The sequence below is a fragment of the Cohnella sp. GbtcB17 genome, assembly GCF_019091135.1.
Classification (GTDB): Bacteria; Bacillota; Bacilli; order Paenibacillales; family Paenibacillaceae; genus Cohnella.
In genome coordinates this window covers 1-17,639 of record NZ_JAGXJW010000095.1, presented here as the reverse complement: position 1 = coordinate 17,639, position 17,639 = coordinate 1, and the positions used below count along the sequence as shown (strand labels likewise).

Genomic DNA, 17,639 nt, shown 5'->3' with positions numbered 1-17,639 from the left:
CATTGTGTACACCGATTACAAGACGCTTAAGCGGTATCCGAAGGACAGCTACCGGTTTATTCAAAGCGTGATCGAGAACGACGGGTTCGAGGCATAATAGGAAAAAGCGGCAGCCGGTTCGTCCGGTCTGCCGCTTGTCTTTATGTGGCGTCTGAATTCGCGCGGCCTACTTCTTCCGGCAGCAAGCCGAGAAGGTCCGCAATCTCCGAGTCGGAGAAGCCTCTGGACCGCATGCGTCCGATCGTAGCCTCTTGAAGGGCTTTTTTGCCTTGTTCGATGCCTTCCTTTATTCCCCGCTCGTAACCCCATCGTTCCCACGCCGGCATCAGTTCCATGATCGTTTCCTCCTCCTCGGGATGCATGCTCACGAATTCATGCATTATTGATTTCTCTTCGTTTGCGTCAGGTCCGTAATACAAATCCGCTATGGAGCGGACGAGCGCCAGCCTGGCGCTGTCGAGCTTGCCCTTCATGCGCAGCAGCATCGATAAATAGGCGAGCCTCAAGCTGCGTCTGTCCTTTTTATTATAGCCCATCTTCGCTAATAGTGCAGCGGCTACAGGGTTGTCGGAGTCGATAAATCTCCGCCAATCTTGCTGGCCTAGTTCGAGCTTGAGCATTCGGAATCGGAAGATTTCGTGCCAGGGCAACGCCATCGACAGGGTGTCGGGCTCGTTTTTCATTCCGTCTCCGGTAAAGATCGCGATCGGAACGATCAGCCTGTGATCCGCTCTGTACTTCTCGAACAGCCGGCTGAAGTAAATGTACATCCGTTCTACGAATTTCGGATCCCGGTAGGACTGCGGTTCCAGATGAATGAGAATATAAGCATCTTGGCCTTTTAGCTTGGTCTCGATAAGCAAATCCAGCTGCCTGGCCTCCGCGCCTACGATATCGACCAGCAGCTCCTGCATAAGCAAGCGCGTATGGGAATAGTCGATCCATTCGTCCAACTCGGGAAAGAACAACTGAATAAATTCTTTAAAAAAGGTTTGCAGCAGCTTCTTGAAGGCTTCGTCATGCGGCGCCATCTTTTTCCTCCTTTACGGTCCGCAAACGCAAAAAGCCGCAAGCTCTCGATTAGAGAAGCTTGCGGCGCATGCTTTGCTGCCGTGAACGTATTGCAACGATCATAGCATGCGGAGCTCGGATCGAGCAATAGTCATCGGCGACCAGTCGGAACGCCTCCGCTTTTACACGGCAACCGCAATCCCGTACAATGGAGAGAGCAGAAGTCTGTTTTCAAAAGAGAGGGACCATCATGAAAGTCGTCCTCGCGACGCTGAACGCCAAATACATTCATACGTCGCTCGCCCTGCGCTGCCTGAAGGCGTACAGCCAGGACGAGTTCCCGATGGACATCGCGGAGTATACGATCAAGGATCCGCCGATGACCATTGTGTCCGACCTGTTCGCCAGGCAGCCGGACGTGATCGGGTTTTCCTGCTATATCTGGAACATCGAAGAGACGATTACCGTCATCGACATGCTCCGCAAAATTTTGCCGAACACCACGATCGTCCTTGGCGGTCCGGAGGTGTCCTACGACACGAAGCTGTGGATGGAGCGCCTGCCGGCCGTCGACCATATCATCCTGGGCGAAGGCGAGGAGACGCTGCGCGATCTGCTGCGCGAGCTGTCCGTCAGCCGCAAGTTCCACTTCGTCTTCGGCCTTGCCTACCGCAAGGGGGACGAGATCGTCATCAATCCCGGCCGTCCCAAGTTGGATCTGGCGACATTGCCGTCGCCGTACCGGTTCGAGGAGGACGTGCCGAGCCTCGCCAATCGTGTCGTGTACTTCGAGACGAGCCGCGGCTGTCCGTTCAGCTGCCAGTTCTGCCTGTCGAGCATCGAGGTCGGTGTGCGCTACTTCGATATGGAACGGGTCAAGGCGGATATCTTGTATCTGATCGACAGTGGGGCGAAGCTGATCAAGTTCGTGGACCGCACGTTTAACATCAAACGGGATTACGCGCTCGAGATGTTCCGTTTTCTCATCGAGAACCACCGGGGCTGCGTCTTTCAGTTCGAGATTACGGCGGACATCATGCGGCCCGAGGTGCTCGACTATTTGGCGGAGCATGCGCCGCCCGGCATCTTCCGCTTCGAGATCGGCGTCCAGTCGACCAACGACGTCACTAACCTGGCGGTGCAGCGCAGGCAGAATTGGAGCAAACTCGTACGCACCGTGACGAAGGTCAAGGAGAGCGGGAAGATCGACCAGCATCTCGATCTCATTGCAGGCTTGCCGCATGAAGATTACGACACGTTTCGCAAAACGTTTAACGACGTGTTCGCGCTTCGCCCGGAGGAGCTGCAGCTAGGTTTCCTCAAGATGCTTCGGGGGACGGGGCTTCGGCTGGGCGCGGACAAGTTCGGCTATATCTACATGGACAGGGCGCCCTACGAGATGCTTGGCAACGACTTGATGCCGTTCGCGGACATCGTCCGCATCAAGCGCGTGGAAGACGTGCTGGAGAAATACTGGAACGCGCACCGTATGAACCGGACGATCGAATATTTGGTTCATGTGACGTATCCGTCGCCGTTCGATTTTTTCCAGCGGTTCGGCGATTACTGGGAGGCGCGCGGCTGGCAGCGAATCGGTCATCAGCTCGAGGACTTGTTCGTCCGTCTGTGGTCCTTCCTCGAGGAGGATCGGCATCCGGCGCTCGATCTGGACGTGACCCTTGCGTTGCTCAAGATCGATTATTATCTTCAGCACAAGTACAAGCCGCGCAAGCTTTGGTGGGAGGATCGGCTCGGGAAGGAAGATTGGACCGCCCGGTTCAAGCGGGCGGCGGCCGAGCTTGGCATAGAGGAACGGGACTTGGCCAAAAAGGCATCGGTCGACCGCGTGCCGTTCGATTACGCGCGCTGGGAACGTGAAGGGGTCGTCGACCGAACGCGGGAGACGACGCTCGTCTTCGTACATGGCGGCGAGGAAGCGTCCGCGCGCATGGTCGTGTTGGACGGTCCGGAACGGATCGAAGCGATATGAGAAAATAGAACGAACGGCGGATACGCGTAAAGATAAGGACGGACTCGCATTCCGAAGCGAATCCGTCCTTTTTATAGCGATTGCCGATTAAAAATAGCCGAATTGAGCAGCTGTCCGATATAGCGGTCCATCGTCTCGGCGGGGATGTCTCCGCCATGCTGCACCCACCAGGCGGCGAGCCCGTTGATCGCGCCGGCATAAAATTCGGCAATGATCTCGGCAGGGACGGGGAAGGGCCCGTCTTTTCGTTCGAGCGAGAGCAGCTCGTTTTTCATAAAGTCGGATCCGACGCGCTGCATAAGGCTCTTAATGGACGCGGATTCCTGCTCGGACTTCATCAAGGTGCGGAACTGCCGCTGATGACCGAACTGCTCGAGCAGCTGCATCGGACGCCGCATTCTTTCTTCGAAATCCATCGCCGCCAGCTCCTTGTTCAATTCCTCGAAGCCCGCGCACAGGAGATGGTACTTGTCCTCGAAATGCTTGTAAAACGTCGTCCGGTGAACCATCGCCCGCTCGCAAATCTCGGCGACGGTAAGCGATTCGAACGTCCGGCCGTCTTCGCCCAGGAGCGCCATCAGCGCGTCCCACAGCAGCTTGCGGGTTCGCCGCACTCGAAGGTCGGTAGACCCGTCGCTTTTCATATACATTAATGCCCCCAATGTAGATTAGACTACATTTATTGCGAATTGGTTCTTGACCGCGAACGGCGAACACATTGTATAGTTAAGACTAACACTTGTACAAATACATATACAAGTGTAGACAAAGAGAATGCGGATAGGAGGCTTTATCCATGAACGGGGCATCACCGTCGTCCGGAGGGGCGACAATCGATTTAAGCAAGATACGCAGGGGACCGATCGTTGTTTCGCTCATCATCGGCGCTTTTGTGGCCATCCTTAACGAGACGCTGCTCGGCAACGCGCTGCCGGACTTGATGAAGGAATTCGACGTCGGCGCGACGACGATCCAGTGGCTCAGCACGGCCTACATGCTCGTCATCGGCGTATTGGTACCGATTACGGCGCTGCTTCAGCAGTGGTTTACGACGCGACAGATGTTTTTGTCCGCGATGACTTTATTTCTCGTCGGCACGGCCATCTCGGCCTTCGCGCCCGAGTTCGGCATGCTGCTCACCGGCCGCGTCGTGCAGGCGATGGGGACCGGGCTCATGCTGCCCGTGCTCATGAACACGATCCTTGTCATCTTCCCGATCGAAAAGCGGGGGGCGGCGATGGGGTTGATCGGCCTCGTCATCATGTTCGCGCCGGCGATCGGACCGACGCTGTCGGGGCTCATCATCGACGCACTCGACTGGCGCTGGCTATTCTACCTGGTATTGCCGCTTGCGGCATTTTCCATTATTTTCGCCGCAGCCTTCCTTCGTAACGTCACCGATCTGACCAAGCCTAAAGTCGATATCGTCTCGATTCTGCTATCGACCATCGGCTTCGGCGGCATCGTGTACGGCTTCAGCAAAGCGGGCGAGAGCGGCTGGGGCGACACCGAGGTCGTATGGTCGCTCGCGGTAGGCGGCGTCGCCCTGCTGCTGTTCATCTGGCGCCAGCTGGTCGTGAAGGAGCCGATCCTCGACCTTCGCGCCTTCAAGTATCCGATGTTCAGCCTGGTGACCGTGCTGCTGTTCGTCGTCATGATGACGATGTTCTCCACGATGACGATCCTGCCGATGTTCCTGCAGAGCGCGCTTTTGCTGACAGCCTTCAAGTCGGGTCTGCTCATGCTGCCGGGCAGCATCATCAACGGGATCATGGCCCCCGTATCGGGCAAGCTGTTCGACAAGTTCGGTCCGCGGGTGCTCGTCATTCCGGGCCTGGCGCTCACGGCGCTGTCGGTATGGATGTTCACGGGCATCGACACGGACGTCTCCAAGGGCTACGTGATCTTTATCCACATCGTCATGCTCATCGGCATCTCGATGGTCATGATGCCCGCGCAGACGACGGGCCTGAACCAGCTGCCGCGCCATCTGTACCCGCACGGCACCGCGATCCTCAACACGCTGCAGCAAGTGTCCGGGGCGATCGGTACGGCGCTGTTCATCAGCATCATGTCCACGGGCTCCAAAAACTACCTGGCCGGCTCCGAAGATCCGACCGCGCCGGCCGAGCAGGTCGCCGGTCTGATGGCGGGCTTGCACGATGCGTTCTGGATCGGCTTCATCGTCGCGCTGGTCGCGCTGGTCGTCGGCTTGTTCATCCGCCGAACGAAGGCGCCGGATGCGCAGGAGACCAAGCAGGTCGCATAAGAATTGCCTTCTAGGAAGTATTGCCGCTCGCCGCTAGTCGGCGGGCAGGCAGTGCTTTTTTTGTTGTGGGAGCGGACGATGGCTATCGTTCAAGGTTGGCGTTTTTTTCGCTGTTGCTATTGGCGTACTGATGAAAATGGCGAGGATAGCGGAAATCGCTTCCGCTTCCCTCGCCAGCTATATCTTTCTAAAAATACAATTACTTCGGATCGTCTTTATAAATCTCGCGCATGACGTGGCCGAGTTCGGGGATGATGAGGCGGGTCATCGCGAGACGCACTGCGCCGGTTGAGCCTGGCATGGAGAATGCAGCCGTGCGGCCCATCGTACCCGCGATCGCGCGGGACAAAATGGCGGCCGTGCCGATGTCTTCGGTGAAGCTCAGCATGCGGAAAATCTCGCCGAAGCCCGGCATTTCCTTGGTGAGCATGCTGGCCACGGCTTCATAGGTCGTATCGCGCGCCGCAATACCGGTGCCGCCGTTCAGCAGCACGGCCTCGATCGCGGGATCGGCTTCGGCCTCTCGAAGCAGCTCGCGAATGCGCTCGTACTCGTCCGGCACGATGAGCGCACGCCGCACCTCGTGTCCGTGCGATTCGAGAAGCTCCCGTATGAGCCGGCCGCTCTTGTCGGTGTCCGGCGTACGCGTGTCGGATACGGTGACGATCATGCAGGCGACGGAGGACGGGGCCTCGCGCCTATGCTGTTCGGCGGAAGTGATGGATTCGATAGGAACTGCCTCCTTGAGTCGTTGAGCCATATCAAGTCGTGAATTATATCAAGACGCTGAACGATAAAAAAAACGGCGAACCCGATTTCCGGATCGCGAGGCGGATTCGGAAATGCAGGGTTCGCTTGTTGCTGTCGCTTGGCGACCGATCTTAGCGCCGTCAATGCTGTTACTCCGGCCGGTACGTCGCCGGGTCGTCCTCCGCATATTCGTCCGCGGGCAGGTCATGCGCCGCGCCGGCGCCGGCGGACCCAGTGCGGATGAGCCGGTCCGCGATCGCCGGCAGCAGCAGGAAGAGGGCGTAGGCTAGCGTCATCCACACCGTAAACGTGTGGTACTGCCCTTGATCGAGATCGTATAAGACCTTGTCTCTGTACAGAAGAACGAATGTGTTGAGCAAGAGACCGATCAATGCGCCGACGTACCCGAACCGCGTAGCCGAGCCCGGCGTCCTGAACAGCCGGAGCCGCACGACGAGCGCGACGCCCAGAATGACGAGCGCGGTGAGCGCCTCAAGCAAGAACAGCGAGGCGCCGAACTGCCGGTCCTCGGCGGCGACGAGCACCCAATCGCCGAACAGCATAAAAAACAGCGTGCCGAGCGCCCACATCGCGATACCCAGCCCGGACAAAATCAACATTTGTCTCAGCATGCCATGGATCTATCCTTTCGCATCCGCCGAAGGACGCGGGAATGGTCGGGCAATGAAACGGAAGCGCCGCAGCTCCAATCGCTTGAAGCCGCAAGCGCGTCGTCCCAAGTTAAGGCAGCTGGCTCCGCAGCACGGTCATGTCGCCGCCGAGACGATAAGCGCCCAGATTGGCGGGCAGAAGGAGGCAATCGCCGGCCTTGATGTCCAGGCTGCCGCCGTCCCAGCCGATCGAGCCTTGTCCCTGCACCGCGATCAGGATGACGAAGCTGTCCGACGGCGTCGCCAGCTCCCAGTCGCCCTGCACGACGCCTTTGTCGGTCTCGAAGTACGGCGAGGAGGCGAGGCGCAGCCACTCTCCGGCGGGCGTGCCCGCCGTGGACATGCGGCTCGCGCCGGCGCCCTCGTAGTCGGTCACGTTCAGCGAATCCTCGATATGCAGTTCGCGCGGCTTGCCGTCGAGTCCCGGACGGTCGTAGTCGTAAAGGCGGTAGGTCGTGTCCGAGTTTTGCTGGATCTCGGCGACCAGGACGCCTGCGCAGAGCGCGTGTACCGTGCCGGCGGGGATGTAGAACGTGTCGCCCGCTTTGACGGACACTTCCTGCAGCGAATCCATGATCTTGCCTTCAGCGATGGCGGCCGCAAGCTTGTCGCGCGTCGTGCCGGGCTTCAGGCCGTAGATGATCTTGGCGTCCGGCGCGGCGTCGATGACGTACCACATCTCGGTCTTGCCGAGCTCGCCCTTGGGCAGGCCGGCGTAGTGATCGTTCGGATGCACCTGTACGGACAGGTCGTCGTTGCAATCGAGCAGCTTGATGAGCAGCGGGAAACGGCCGAGTCCGGCGACGGCCCCCTTTGCGCCGAACCACTGCGCGCCGAAGCGCTCGCGGATCTCGTCGAGGCCGAGTCCGGCCAGCTCGCCGTTCTGCACATGCGAGACGCCGTTGGGGTGATCGGCGATCATCCAGCCTTCGCCGATGTGTCCGGGGGGCACGTCGAAGCCGAACTGCTCGAGCGCGCGGCCGCCCCATACGCGTTCCTTGAATTCGGGCTTGAAGTGAAGCGGGTAAGGTCTGGTCGATTGGGTCATGCTGGGTTGCCTCCTCTGGTCGATTGGAAAAATTCTAGCGACTCGCCGTCCGGTCCGCGGAAAAAGAAGTAACGGCTCCCGTTCGGCAGCGTCGTGATCTCGGCGTCGAGCCCCTCAACATCGAGCATCGAGATTCGCGAATACTCGGCTTCGATGTCATCGACGTTAAAGGCGACGTGGTGCACGCGCCCTCGGGGGCGAGTGTCCCGTCGTAACCTTCGATCAGCTCGAGCTCCGTCTCGCTTGCGCTGGGGAACGACAGAAACGCGAGACGGATGACGCCGTTCGTATGCGGTACCGTGTCCGTATGTACAAGTCCGACGACTTGCGCGTAAAAAGCGATCGACCGCTCCAGATCGCTCGTCATAATGCCGACGTGCTCGATTTTTCTGACAGCCATGATTGCCGCCTCCTCTTATTTTTTCTCCAACGCATACAAATACGGCGATCCCGTCCGCTTCGGAAAGCGGTATAGCAGCGCCTGGACGGCGTCTTCAGGCAGCGCGGCGATCCAGTCATCGACGGCCGCCGCCTCGTCTTGCCCGCCCTCGTGGCCGGGATAGACGGCGATCGTGGCGATGCCGCCCGGCGCGAGCAGGCGAAGCGCGGCGTCCAGGGCGGCCAGCGTCGTGTCCGGCTTCGTGATGATCGGGCCCGCGCCTTCGGCCGTCTCCGGTCCGCCGGGCAGATAGCCGAGGTTGAACATGATCGCGCCTACGCGCCCGTGCGCTTCAAGGGGCACCCTCGCCGCCATCTCTTCATGCCCGGCATGCAGCAGCACCACCTCACCGAGCGCCCGAGCCGCACCGCCGACGCCCGGCGCCGCCGACGGCGCTGCCTCAAGCAGCCGCTTCTTCGTGCGCGCCAGCGCCGCCTCCTGCACGTCGAAGGCGTACACCCGTCCGCCCGGGCCGACCGCTCTGGCCAGAAACAGCGTATCCACGCCGCCGCCGGCCGTGGCGTCGACGACCGTCGCGCCCGGCGCGAGGCGCTCGGACACGAGCCGCTGGGCCATCGTCAGCACGGAAAGGAAGCCCATGCGATCAGCTTCCCTTCCAGTGCTTACCCTGCCAGCTGCCGCGCCGCACCAGCTCCGCGTCGATGGCGTTCAGCACTTCCCATTTGTTCAGGCTCCACATCGGCCCGATCAACAGATCGCGCGGCGCGTCGCCCGTCAAGCGATGGACGATCATCTCAGGCGGCAGCAGCTCCAGCGAATCGACGATAAGCTTCACATATTCGTCCATCTCGAGAAAACGGAGCAGGCCGTCGCGCCACTGCCGCACCATCGGCGTCTTGCGCATGAGGTGAAGGAGGTGGATCTTGATGCCCTGTACATCCATCGCCGCCGTCTGCCGCAGCGTCTCCATCATCATCGCCTCGTCCTCGCCCGGTAGGCCGTAAATGATGTGCGTGCATACCCGGATGCCGCGCGCCCGAAGACGTTCGACGGCGTCCACGTAGCACGCGGTATCGTGAGCGCGGTTGATGAGCGTCGACGTGCTCTCGTGCACCGTCTGCAAACCCATCTCGAGCCAGAGGTACGTCCGCTCGTTCAGCTCCGCCAAATAGTCGACGACGTCGTCGGGGAGGCAATCCGGCCGGGTTGCGATGGAGAGGCCGACCAGTCCCGGCTGCTCCAGAATGACCTCGTAATACTCCTTCAGCGTAGCCAGCGGCGCGTACGTATTCGTATAAGCCTGGAAGTAGCCGATATACTTGGCCTCCGGCCACTTGAGATGCTGACGGTCCCGGATCGTATTGAATTGGGTAACGAGATCCTGCCGGCGGCTGCCCGCGAAGTCGCCGGAGCCGCGCGCGCTGCAGAACGTGCAGCCGCCGGCCGCGATCGAGCCGTCCCGGTTGGGGCAGGTGAAGCCCGCGTCCAGCATGACCTTGAACACCTTGGTGCCGAATTGGCGCCTCATCTCGTGATTCCACGTATGGAATCGTTTGCCGCTCCACTCCGCGGGTCGAACGGCATCGTCTGCTGTATTTTCAATGATCGGCATATTTGTCCGCCGCTCCTTGTGCGCTTGTCTTTAGTCGAGTGCCTAAGCTTCTTCTATTGTAGCTGAAAAAGCCCCGCCGTTCCATTTTCATCGATTCATTTTACAGCCTTCCGTTTTCCGATAAAGAAGTTTTCTTGAAAAAAAGGCTTCTTCAAGGCGTTCGCCTTCTTGCTAAACCTAACATGATCTGTTATATTAAAAGTGCGTCAGATCAACAATCAAATCTGACATCCATACAAATTCAGACGTCTGTCGGATACAGTCGTAAAGGTGCGGATATGCTAGGTTTTACCCCATCATAATTTTAAGAAAGCGAGTGAAGTTCATGAGCACTTCCGTACGCATTCCCCAAGGCGACGATACGATGAAGGTCGAGCTCACGGTCAAGGAAATGATGGCGCTGGCAGGCGTCAAGTTCAACAACAACCACCTCGTCGGCGCATCCGCGAAGAAGAAGCTGCAGGAAGCGATCGAAGTTCATTACCATATCGAAGAGAACCGTCCGCTGAATTAATCCGAAGCAGACTTTTATAGACCGCCTGTCCCGCCACCGGGAAGGCGGTTTTATTTACGTTCAGGGGCTCCGCTTGCAAAGAGGACTGGATGCGCGTCGCTCGCGTTCTTCCCGATTAACGCGGCTTGACTTATACTGAAGCTGGCACAGTTGGGAGGACGAGGCATGCTGAGCATTCAAGACGGACCGGTAACCGTATTCGAGAGCGATCTGTACCGGACAACTTCGACCGTCGTCGTGACGGATTCGCATGTCGTCGTGGCGGATCCTTGCTGGCTTCCGCGAGAGGTCGAGGAGATTCGCGCATACGTGGAGCGGGTGCGCAGAGATCGGCAGGTCGTGCTGCTGTTCACGCATTCCGATTACGATCATATTATCGGCTGGGGCGCATTTCCGGGTGCGGCCGTCGTCGCGAGCGGCAGCTTCGCCCGGAGTTCCGTAGCCGCTCGCGAGCGGAGTCTGGATCAGATCCGGGATTTCGACGACCAGTATTATTTGAAAAGAAATTACAAGATCGCCTATCCGGATGTGGACTATCCGATGGACGGCGACGGCACGGCGTTGCCGCTCGGCGGCGCGAGGCTCGTTTGTTACCAGGCGCCAGGCCACAACGCGGACGGGATGATGACGGTCGTGGAGCCGTACGGCGTATTGATTTTAGGCGATTATTTGTCCGATGCGGAGTTCCCGTTTATCGACCATGACAGCGCCGCGTACGAGGAGACGCTGTTCCAATTCGATGCGATCGCGCATCGCCACGACCTGAAGCTGTTCGTGCCGGGGCACGGCTCCCCGTCCGCCGACCTGGCGCATATGAAGGCGCGGCGCGACGCGGATCTGCGCTACATTCGGGAGCTTCGGCGGCTGGTCGCGGCGGAGGACGAGGCGGGCTTGGCCCGCTTGATTGACGATGCGCCGTTTCCCCGGAACCAGCGCAAGTATCATGAAGAAAACGCGAACCGAATCAGGCGCGAGTTGGCGGATGCGGCGAGGTAGCTAGCGGCCGCCGCTTTACAAAGAAGGCCGAAGACTGCAAAATGGATGCGGCACGGTTTTATTATCGGCGATACGGGAGGATCTACATGCGATTGCGCGGCAGGAAATTTAAGCAAGGACTCGAGGCGCAGACCGATCTGGTGGTGCTGGAGCCGCAGAAGCTCAAGGGACGGTGGCATGAATTTTTCGGCAACGACCGTCCGATCATGATCGAGATCGGCATGGGCAAGGGCCGCTTCATCACGCAAATGAGCGCGAGGAATCCGGATATCAACTACATCGGGATGGATATGTTCGACGAGCTGCTGCAGCGGGGCAGCGAGAAGGCGCGTGCGATCTGGCGCGAAAAGGGTGAGGAGCGCGTGCCCAACCTGGCGCTCGTGCGCGGAAACGCGGAGTTTCTAGAGGATATGTTCGAGCCGGGCGAGCTGACGCGGATCTACCTAAACTTCAGCGATCCGTGGCCCAAGAGCAAGCACGGCAAGCGCCGGCTCACGCATCCCTTGTTCCTGATGAGATACAAGCGGCTGCTGTCGGACATCGGCGAGATTCATTTTAAGACCGATTCGCTCAGCTTGTTCGAGTTTTCGCTGAACAGCTTCGCGGATACGGGCCTGCAGCTGCGCAACGTCTCGCTTCATTTGCATCGGGACGAGCTGCGCGAGGATCTTGTCATGACCGAGTACGAGACGAAGTTCGTCGGTCTGGGCCAGCCGATCTATCGGCTCGAGGCCGTCATCGGCGCGCGCGCGCGCGCCGAGCACCGGGAGCGTCTGGACGCCGAGCATGCGGACCAGGAGCGGCGCGCGGAAGAGGCGCTCGCGCGCCGCAAGGCCGGGCTCGCCGTCGCCGGCGACGCGGACGAGGAGCTCGAAGCGGAAGAAGATCGGGCGGACTAGCCAGCCGCCGAACCAAAAGGGATGTCCCCTTGGTCCGTATATATGGACCGCCCGGGACATCCCTTTTTTTGATGAATCGACATCGATTAAAGCTTGAACTTGTGCGCCATTCGCTGCAGGTCCGACGCCAGATCTCGCAGCGAGTCGGCGGACGAGCTCAACGCTTCCATCTCGGCGAGCTGCTCCTCGGTGGCTGCGGAGATCGTCTGCGCGAGCTCGTTGGCGTGACCCGAGATGCGATCCATCTCCTGCATCGATGCTGCCATCTCCTCGGAGCTCGCCGCCATCTGCTGCGCGGAGGAAGACGACTCCTGAATCTGCGTCGCGACGCTCTGCGTGGCTTTGACGATGGCGGCGAACGACTCGCCCGTCAGCTTGAGCGCCTGAACGCCGGCTTCGACCGCCGTATGATTCAGCGCCATCGTCGTCCCGGCCTCGGCGACATCCGCTTGTACCGTCCGGATGAGCTCGGCGACCTCGGCGGCGGAGTCGCGGGAGCGCTGCGCCAGCTTTTTCACTTCGGCGGCGACGACGGCGAAGCCTTTGCCTTCCTCGCCTGCGCGGGCCGCTTCAATCGAGGCGTTAAGCGCAAGCAGGTTCGTCTGGCTCGCCAGCTCCGCGATCGCCTCGGCGACGCCGCCGATCTGCGAGGAACGCTCCGTCAGGCGGGCCAGAATGCCGGAGAGCTGTCCGGTCGTCTCGCTGATCGCACCCATCTTGGCGTCGGTCGACTGCAGAAGCCGGTTGCCTTCGACCGCCTCGAACAAGGTCGTCTCCGACGAATCGAACGCTTCGGACGACGTGTCCGCGATGCGCTGGATGCCCTGCGTCATTTCCTCCATCGATTGCGAGCTCTCGGCGGCCGCGCGCGCCTGGGTCTCGTTGTCGGAGGCGATCTCCTGGGCTGCCAGCGCCACCTGCTTGCCGGCCTCGGTCGTCTCGGAGACGGCGAGGCTCATGTTGTTCGACGCCGCGTTCAGCCGGTCGGCGTTCGCGAGCAGCGCGCCGACGATGTCCCGCAGATTGTCGTGCATGCGAACGAAGGAGCGTGCCAGCTCGCCGATCTCGTCGCGGTTGCGCACGGCGAGGTCGAGTCGGCTCAGATCGCCGTCCGCCATGCGTGCCGCTTCGGACGTGATTCGCTTGATAGGTCTGACGATCGAACGGACGATCAGATAGAGCAGAGGAGCGAACAAGAGCCAGCTGATGGCGATAGTGATCAAGAGGGCGTTCAGAATATGGCCTTCGCCGGCGTTGTAATCCTTCACATAGGAGCCGGCCGCGACGATCCAGCCCCATTCGCCGGGCACCTGGAGGGCATATGTAATTTTCCGGGCTTCCTTATCGGAATCGGGCAGCGGCCAATCGTACAGGGTGAAGCCGCCTCCCTGCTTGCTTTTGGCGATCATATCCTTGATGTAATAGAAGCCCGAGCTCGTCTTCTTGTCGATGATGTTCTGTCCCTCGAGCAGCGGGTGGCCGAGCAGGTCGCCTTGTTCGTTTAAAATAAAAAAGTAGCCGTTTTTGCCGAGATCGAAAGCTTTCGTAATCGCGCGCGTCTCACCCGATTTGATGCCGATGAGCTGCTGCTTGACGTATTCCTGCGCCTTGGCGGCATCCATGCGGCCTTCCGTCGCCTCGGCTTCGAAGCCTTCGGTGATGCTTGCGGCCATGTGGACCAGGTTTTTCAGATTTTTCTCGATCAACTGATTCGACTCGTCCTCATAGATGCGGTAGCTGACGACGCCGAGCGCGGATACGGGAACGATGAGCGTCAGCAAAAACAAAGGAATAAGCTTAAGGCGGATCGATCTCCGCCAGGAACCAACAAAATTCATTGTATTTCTCCTCCTTATGACAAAGAAACTAGGACTTGCGACCTCTTCTATCGACATTATATTCGAAATTGGACAGTCTTACCAATCGAGCGACAGAAGGACGTCCCGGCTGCCCTCCCCGCGCTGCCGCAAAAATAGTGCCGATTAACCGGAAACCCGCACGGCTTGGCTGCCGTCTTATATTAAGGGACATCTTCCCTCGACTTTGCGAAAGACGTTCCTGGATGGCCGTTACGGCAAATTCTGTTCCGAGGAGGGATGCCGGAGAACGATGAAGGCGGAGCGTCGGCTTCAGCGGGATCGGGCCGTTTAACATGACCGGACGTATGGGTACACTTCTATGGAGATATTTGCGCGCTGCCGGAAAATGCATCCAAAAGCCCGTAAGCCGCGGTTGCCGTCGAACTCGGGAGCCAGGTGAGACTGCAGTCGCTTAAACGGAGTAACCGGGCGCAAGGGGAGGATATGAGGAAGCATTCAGGAATGGAGCGACGATGATCGCGGTTTAATCCGCGTATCCGGCCCGATAGCGCCGGATACGGCAGTCTGCCGGTTTTGACAAAGCGAACCTAAAGGTAAGACAATCAAGCGTATGCTTTCGGACTCTCCGAGCTTGATTGCACAAAAAGAGAAATCATGAAAAATAGGGGTCCAGGGGGTAATACCGCATATGTTCAACAACCTGCTGCTCGTCGTTCAGGTGTTCTTTTTCCTGATCGGAGCCTATCAAGTGATCCTGTCCTTCTTCGGCTGGTACCGCAAGAAGGAGACCATCACGCACAAGCCGACCAAGTCATTCGCCCTTCTTGTGGCCGCTCACAATGAAGAAGCCGTCGTCGGCGCCTTGATCGAGAATTTGCTGAAAATGAAATACCCGCGCGAACTGTTCGACATTTTTGTCATCTGCGACAACTGCACGGACGGCACGGCCAAGATCGTCCGCGGCTACGAAGGCGTCTATGCCTGCGAGCGCAACAATCCCGCTCAGCGAGGCAAGGGCTTCGCGATCGAATGGATGCTCAAGGAGCTGTGGAAGCGGCCCCGACAGTACGACGCCGTCGTCATGTTCGATGCCGACAACCTGGTCGCGACAGACTTCCTGCAGTACATGAACGAGGATCTGTGCAACGGACACCGCGTCATCCAGGGCTACCTGGACACCAAAAACCCGCACGACAGCTGGGTCAGCGCGGCCAACGGCATCAACTACTGGTTCTGCAACCGTCTGTGGCAGCTGCCGCGCTACAATCTCGGCCTGTCCAACTTCCTGGGCGGCACCGGGATGACGTTCGAGACCAAGCTGCTCAAGGAAATGGGCTGGGGCGCGACGAGCCTCGTCGAGGACTTGGAGTTCACCGTGCGCTGCATTCAACGTGGCATCAAGCCGAAGTTCAACTTCGACGCCCGCGTCTACGACGAGAAGCCGATCACGTTCCGCGCTTCCTCGCGTCAGCGGCTGCGCTGGATGCAGGGGCACTTCGACATCACGCGCCGCTACATGCTGCCTACGCTGTGGCAAGGCATCCGCGAGCGGAGCTGGGTGAAGATCGACGCCGCCATTTATATTTTTAACGCGTACAATTTTTTGATGGGCTTCCTGCTCACCTTTACGCTCTGGTTCGACCTGCTGCTGCCGGGCGCGCCGCACTTCGACTCGATCTACTCGGTCGCGCCGGCCTGGATCGCGGTGCCGATCTCGCTGTACATCTACGCGCAGCTGCCGCTGTCGATGCTGCTCGAGAAGGTCAGCTGGAAGCTGTACTTCAGGCTGATCACGTTCCCGATCTTCTTCTTCTCCTGGTGGCCGGTGACGTTCTGGGCGTTCTTCACCCAGAACAACAAGCAGTGGAGCCACACGGAGCACACGCGCGTGCTTCGTCTCGAGGAAGTTCAAGGCAAGCAAATGTAATGGGTTTGACATGGCCGTCGGGGCGTGCTATAGTAGTTCGGTAACTGTTAAATAACAGTGCTATCAAGAAGAAGCTCCCGCTTCTCACCTGTTCGGCGGACGCCGGCTGGTCAGCGTAGCCTACGTACCCGGTCCCCCGGGCGAGCTTGCTCGTCGCCGGCGGCCACCTAACGTTAGCGAGCGGAATGCGGGCGATCATGCCCGCATTTTTTATTGTCTTCTTGACATTTCGGTTGCCCAGGTTGCAACGACGACCTTTTTCCATTAATGGAGGTGGAACGTTATTAGCAAGGATCATCAAATCAATGAGGAAATCCGGGCGAAGGAAGTACGTCTGGTAGGCGCTGAAGGCGAACAGATCGGCATCAAGCCGTTCAGGGAAGCTCTGCAGATGGCGATCGACGCCAATCTCGATCTCGTCAACGTCGCTCCGCAAGCGAAGCCGCCCGTATGCCGCATCATGGACTACGGCAAATTCCGCTACGAGCAACAGAAGAAAGAGAAGGAAGCCCGGAAGAATCAGAAGATCGTCGATCTGAAGGAAGTTTGGTTCCGTGCGAACATCGACGAGCATGATTATCAGACCAAGATGCGCAACGTGATCAAGTTTCTCAAGGAAGGCGACAAGGTCAAGTGCTCCGTGCGGTTCCGCGGTCGTGAGATTGCCCACGCCAACATCGGCCAGAAGATTCTCGAGCGGGTCGCGCAAGAAGCCACGGGCGAAGACCTGTGCGTCATCGAACGCGTGCCGAAGCTCGAAGGCCGCAGCATGATTATGATTCTGGCCCCCAAGGCCACCCACTGACGACAGGAGGAAATACAGATGCCTAAGATGAAAACCCACAGCAGCCTGAAGGACCGCTTCAAGATCACCGGCACCGGCAAGGTCAAGCGTTTCAAGGCTTACAAGAACCACTTGCTGTCCCACAAGTCCGGCCGCCAAAAGCGCGTTCTGGGCACGCAGCCCCTGCTGGCCGACGGCGACGTTCGCCGCATGAAGCAGCAGCTGGCTAACCTGAAGTAATCACGAACGGATTCGCTGCATCGGGCAGCGGACCTATACATTCACCGGGAGGTTATCTCAAATGGCAAGAGTCAAAGGCGGGTTCGTAACGCGCCGCCGTCGCAATAGAGTCCTGAAGCTGGCTAAAGGTTACTGGGGCGCCAAGCACCGCCTCTTCAAGAAAGCCAACGAGCAAGTTCTGAAGTCCCTGACGTACGCATACCGCGACCGTCGCCAAACCAAGCGCAACTTCCGCAAGCTGTGGATCGTGCGGATCAACGCAGCCGCTCGCCAGAACGGCCTGTCCTACAGCAAGCTCATGTACGGCCTGAAGCTGGCCGGCATCGAAGTGAACCGCAAGATCCTCGCCGACCTGGCCGTGAACGACATCACCGCGTTCAACTCGCTGGCCGGCACCGCCAAAGAAAAAATCAACGCGTAATCGCTCGCGTTCAAGACGCCGTTCCCTTCGCCGGGGCGGCGTCTTTTTGCGTCCGTTCGCGATCAAGCAAAACGCGTCGCCGATCTCCGCGATTCGCCGCGTACAAGCGTACACCCCTAACCGAGGCCGCGGTCATATACTGAACGGACAAACGGTGAGAGGAGGAGTGCGCATGGCACGCGTGACCAAAGCGCAAGCGCAAAAGCTCGACGGACGCAATATCTAGGCCGTCCGCAAGGACCGCTCCGGCGCATACGGCGAGCTGGCCGGCAGCAAAGACAGCACGC

17 protein-coding genes and 1 pseudogene are annotated in these 17,639 nt (G+C 59.2%); 9 read left to right on the top strand and 9 right to left on the bottom strand.

All coding sequences use genetic code 11. The features are described 5' to 3' along the window. Positions 1-140 precede the first annotated feature (140 nt). On the bottom strand, positions 141-1,031 hold the full coding sequence (locus KVT38_RS31635) for an Rpn family recombination-promoting nuclease/putative transposase (protein WP_217597744.1): 891 nt from the start codon (positions 1,029-1,031) through the stop codon (positions 141-143). A 230-nt stretch (positions 1,032-1,261) separates the two neighbouring features. On the opposite strand from KVT38_RS31635, the gene KVT38_RS31630 reads away from it, so the two are divergent. Further along, entirely contained in the window at positions 1,262-3,001 is a 1,740-nt protein-coding gene (locus tag KVT38_RS31630; RefSeq protein ID WP_217597743.1) for a B12-binding domain-containing radical SAM protein, read from the top strand. A gap of 71 nt (positions 3,002-3,072) precedes the next feature. Here KVT38_RS31630 and KVT38_RS31625 read toward each other — a convergent pair whose 3' ends face one another. Then, positions 3,073-3,645, bottom strand: a complete 573-nt coding sequence (locus KVT38_RS31625; protein WP_217597742.1) for a TetR/AcrR family transcriptional regulator — start codon at positions 3,643-3,645, stop codon at positions 3,073-3,075. A 152-nt stretch (positions 3,646-3,797) separates the two neighbouring features. Here KVT38_RS31625 and KVT38_RS31620 point away from each other — a divergent pair, with 152 nt between their 5' ends. Then, complete coding sequence (locus KVT38_RS31620) at positions 3,798-5,270, top strand: MDR family MFS transporter (RefSeq protein WP_217597741.1); 1,473 nt, start codon at positions 3,798-3,800, stop codon at positions 5,268-5,270. A gap of 199 nt (positions 5,271-5,469) precedes the next feature. Here the strand turns inward: KVT38_RS31620 and KVT38_RS31615 are convergent, their stop codons facing one another. The 6 genes and pseudogenes from KVT38_RS31615 to mnmL form a co-directional block, all read right to left on the bottom strand. Beyond that, positions 5,470-6,030, bottom strand: a complete 561-nt coding sequence (locus tag KVT38_RS31615) for a MogA/MoaB family molybdenum cofactor biosynthesis protein (protein ID WP_217597740.1) — start codon at positions 6,028-6,030, stop codon at positions 5,470-5,472. 139 nt (positions 6,031-6,169) lie between these two features. After that, a complete protein-coding gene (locus tag KVT38_RS31610) occupies positions 6,170-6,652 on the bottom strand; it encodes a hypothetical protein (protein WP_217597739.1) in 483 nt (160 codons plus the stop codon). A 109-nt stretch (positions 6,653-6,761) separates the two neighbouring features. Then, positions 6,762-7,739, bottom strand: coding sequence for a type I phosphomannose isomerase catalytic subunit (locus KVT38_RS31605; RefSeq protein WP_217597738.1), 978 nt, complete (start codon positions 7,737-7,739; stop codon positions 6,762-6,764). Next, positions 7,736-8,139, bottom strand: a pseudogene (locus KVT38_RS31600) (VOC family protein). Before KVT38_RS31600 ends, KVT38_RS31605 begins: the two are co-directional and overlap by 4 nt. A 15-nt stretch (positions 8,140-8,154) precedes the next feature. Beyond that, positions 8,155-8,778 (bottom strand): tRNA 5-(aminomethyl)-2-thiouridylate-methyltransferase MnmM, encoded by a 624-nt coding sequence (gene mnmM, locus KVT38_RS31595; RefSeq protein ID WP_217597737.1) that lies wholly within the window; start codon positions 8,776-8,778, stop codon positions 8,155-8,157. Positions 8,779-8,782: 4 nt separating this feature from the next. After that, entirely contained in the window at positions 8,783-9,751 is a 969-nt protein-coding gene (gene mnmL, locus KVT38_RS31590; RefSeq protein WP_217597736.1) for a tRNA modification radical SAM protein MnmL/YtqA, read from the bottom strand. A 325-nt stretch (positions 9,752-10,076) separates the two neighbouring features. On the opposite strand from mnmL, the gene KVT38_RS31585 reads away from it, so the two are divergent. From KVT38_RS31585 to trmB, 3 genes are all read left to right on the top strand, one after another. Continuing rightward, the gene (locus KVT38_RS31585) at positions 10,077-10,265 is read left to right on the top strand and encodes a hypothetical protein (RefSeq protein WP_217597735.1); all 189 of its coding nucleotides are present in this window, start codon (positions 10,077-10,079) and stop codon (positions 10,263-10,265) included. 165 nt (positions 10,266-10,430) lie between these two features. Next, positions 10,431-11,261 (top strand): MBL fold metallo-hydrolase, encoded by an 831-nt coding sequence (locus KVT38_RS31580; RefSeq protein ID WP_217597734.1) that lies wholly within the window; start codon positions 10,431-10,433, stop codon positions 11,259-11,261. Between the two features lie 86 nt (positions 11,262-11,347). After that, a complete protein-coding gene (gene trmB, locus KVT38_RS31575; protein ID WP_217597733.1) occupies positions 11,348-12,160 on the top strand; it encodes a tRNA (guanosine(46)-N7)-methyltransferase TrmB in 813 nt (270 codons plus the stop codon). Positions 12,161-12,246: 86 nt separating this feature from the next. Here the strand turns inward: trmB and KVT38_RS31570 are convergent, their stop codons facing one another. Then, positions 12,247-13,998: a methyl-accepting chemotaxis protein gene (locus KVT38_RS31570; protein ID WP_217597732.1), complete on the bottom strand. Its 1,752-nt coding sequence runs from the start codon at positions 13,996-13,998 to the stop codon at positions 12,247-12,249. 670 nt (positions 13,999-14,668) lie between these two features. Here KVT38_RS31570 and KVT38_RS31565 point away from each other — a divergent pair. The 4 genes from KVT38_RS31565 (at position 14,669) to rplT (ending at position 17,352) form a co-directional block, all read left to right on the top strand. Beyond that, positions 14,669-15,907: a glycosyltransferase family 2 protein gene (locus KVT38_RS31565; RefSeq protein WP_217597731.1), complete on the top strand. Its 1,239-nt coding sequence runs from the start codon at positions 14,669-14,671 to the stop codon at positions 15,905-15,907. A gap of 301 nt (positions 15,908-16,208) precedes the next feature. After that, positions 16,209-16,712 carry a translation initiation factor IF-3 gene (infC, locus tag KVT38_RS31560; protein WP_217597745.1) on the top strand — a complete coding sequence of 168 codons (504 nt, stop codon included), beginning with the start codon at positions 16,209-16,211 and terminating at the stop codon, positions 16,710-16,712. An 18-nt stretch (positions 16,713-16,730) separates the two neighbouring features. After that, positions 16,731-16,931, top strand: coding sequence for a 50S ribosomal protein L35 (gene rpmI, locus KVT38_RS31555; protein ID WP_090114073.1), 201 nt, complete (start codon positions 16,731-16,733; stop codon positions 16,929-16,931). A gap of 61 nt (positions 16,932-16,992) precedes the next feature. Then, positions 16,993-17,352 (top strand): 50S ribosomal protein L20, encoded by a 360-nt coding sequence (gene rplT, locus KVT38_RS31550; RefSeq protein WP_090114071.1) that lies wholly within the window; start codon positions 16,993-16,995, stop codon positions 17,350-17,352. The last annotated feature ends 287 nt before the right edge of the window (positions 17,353-17,639 follow it).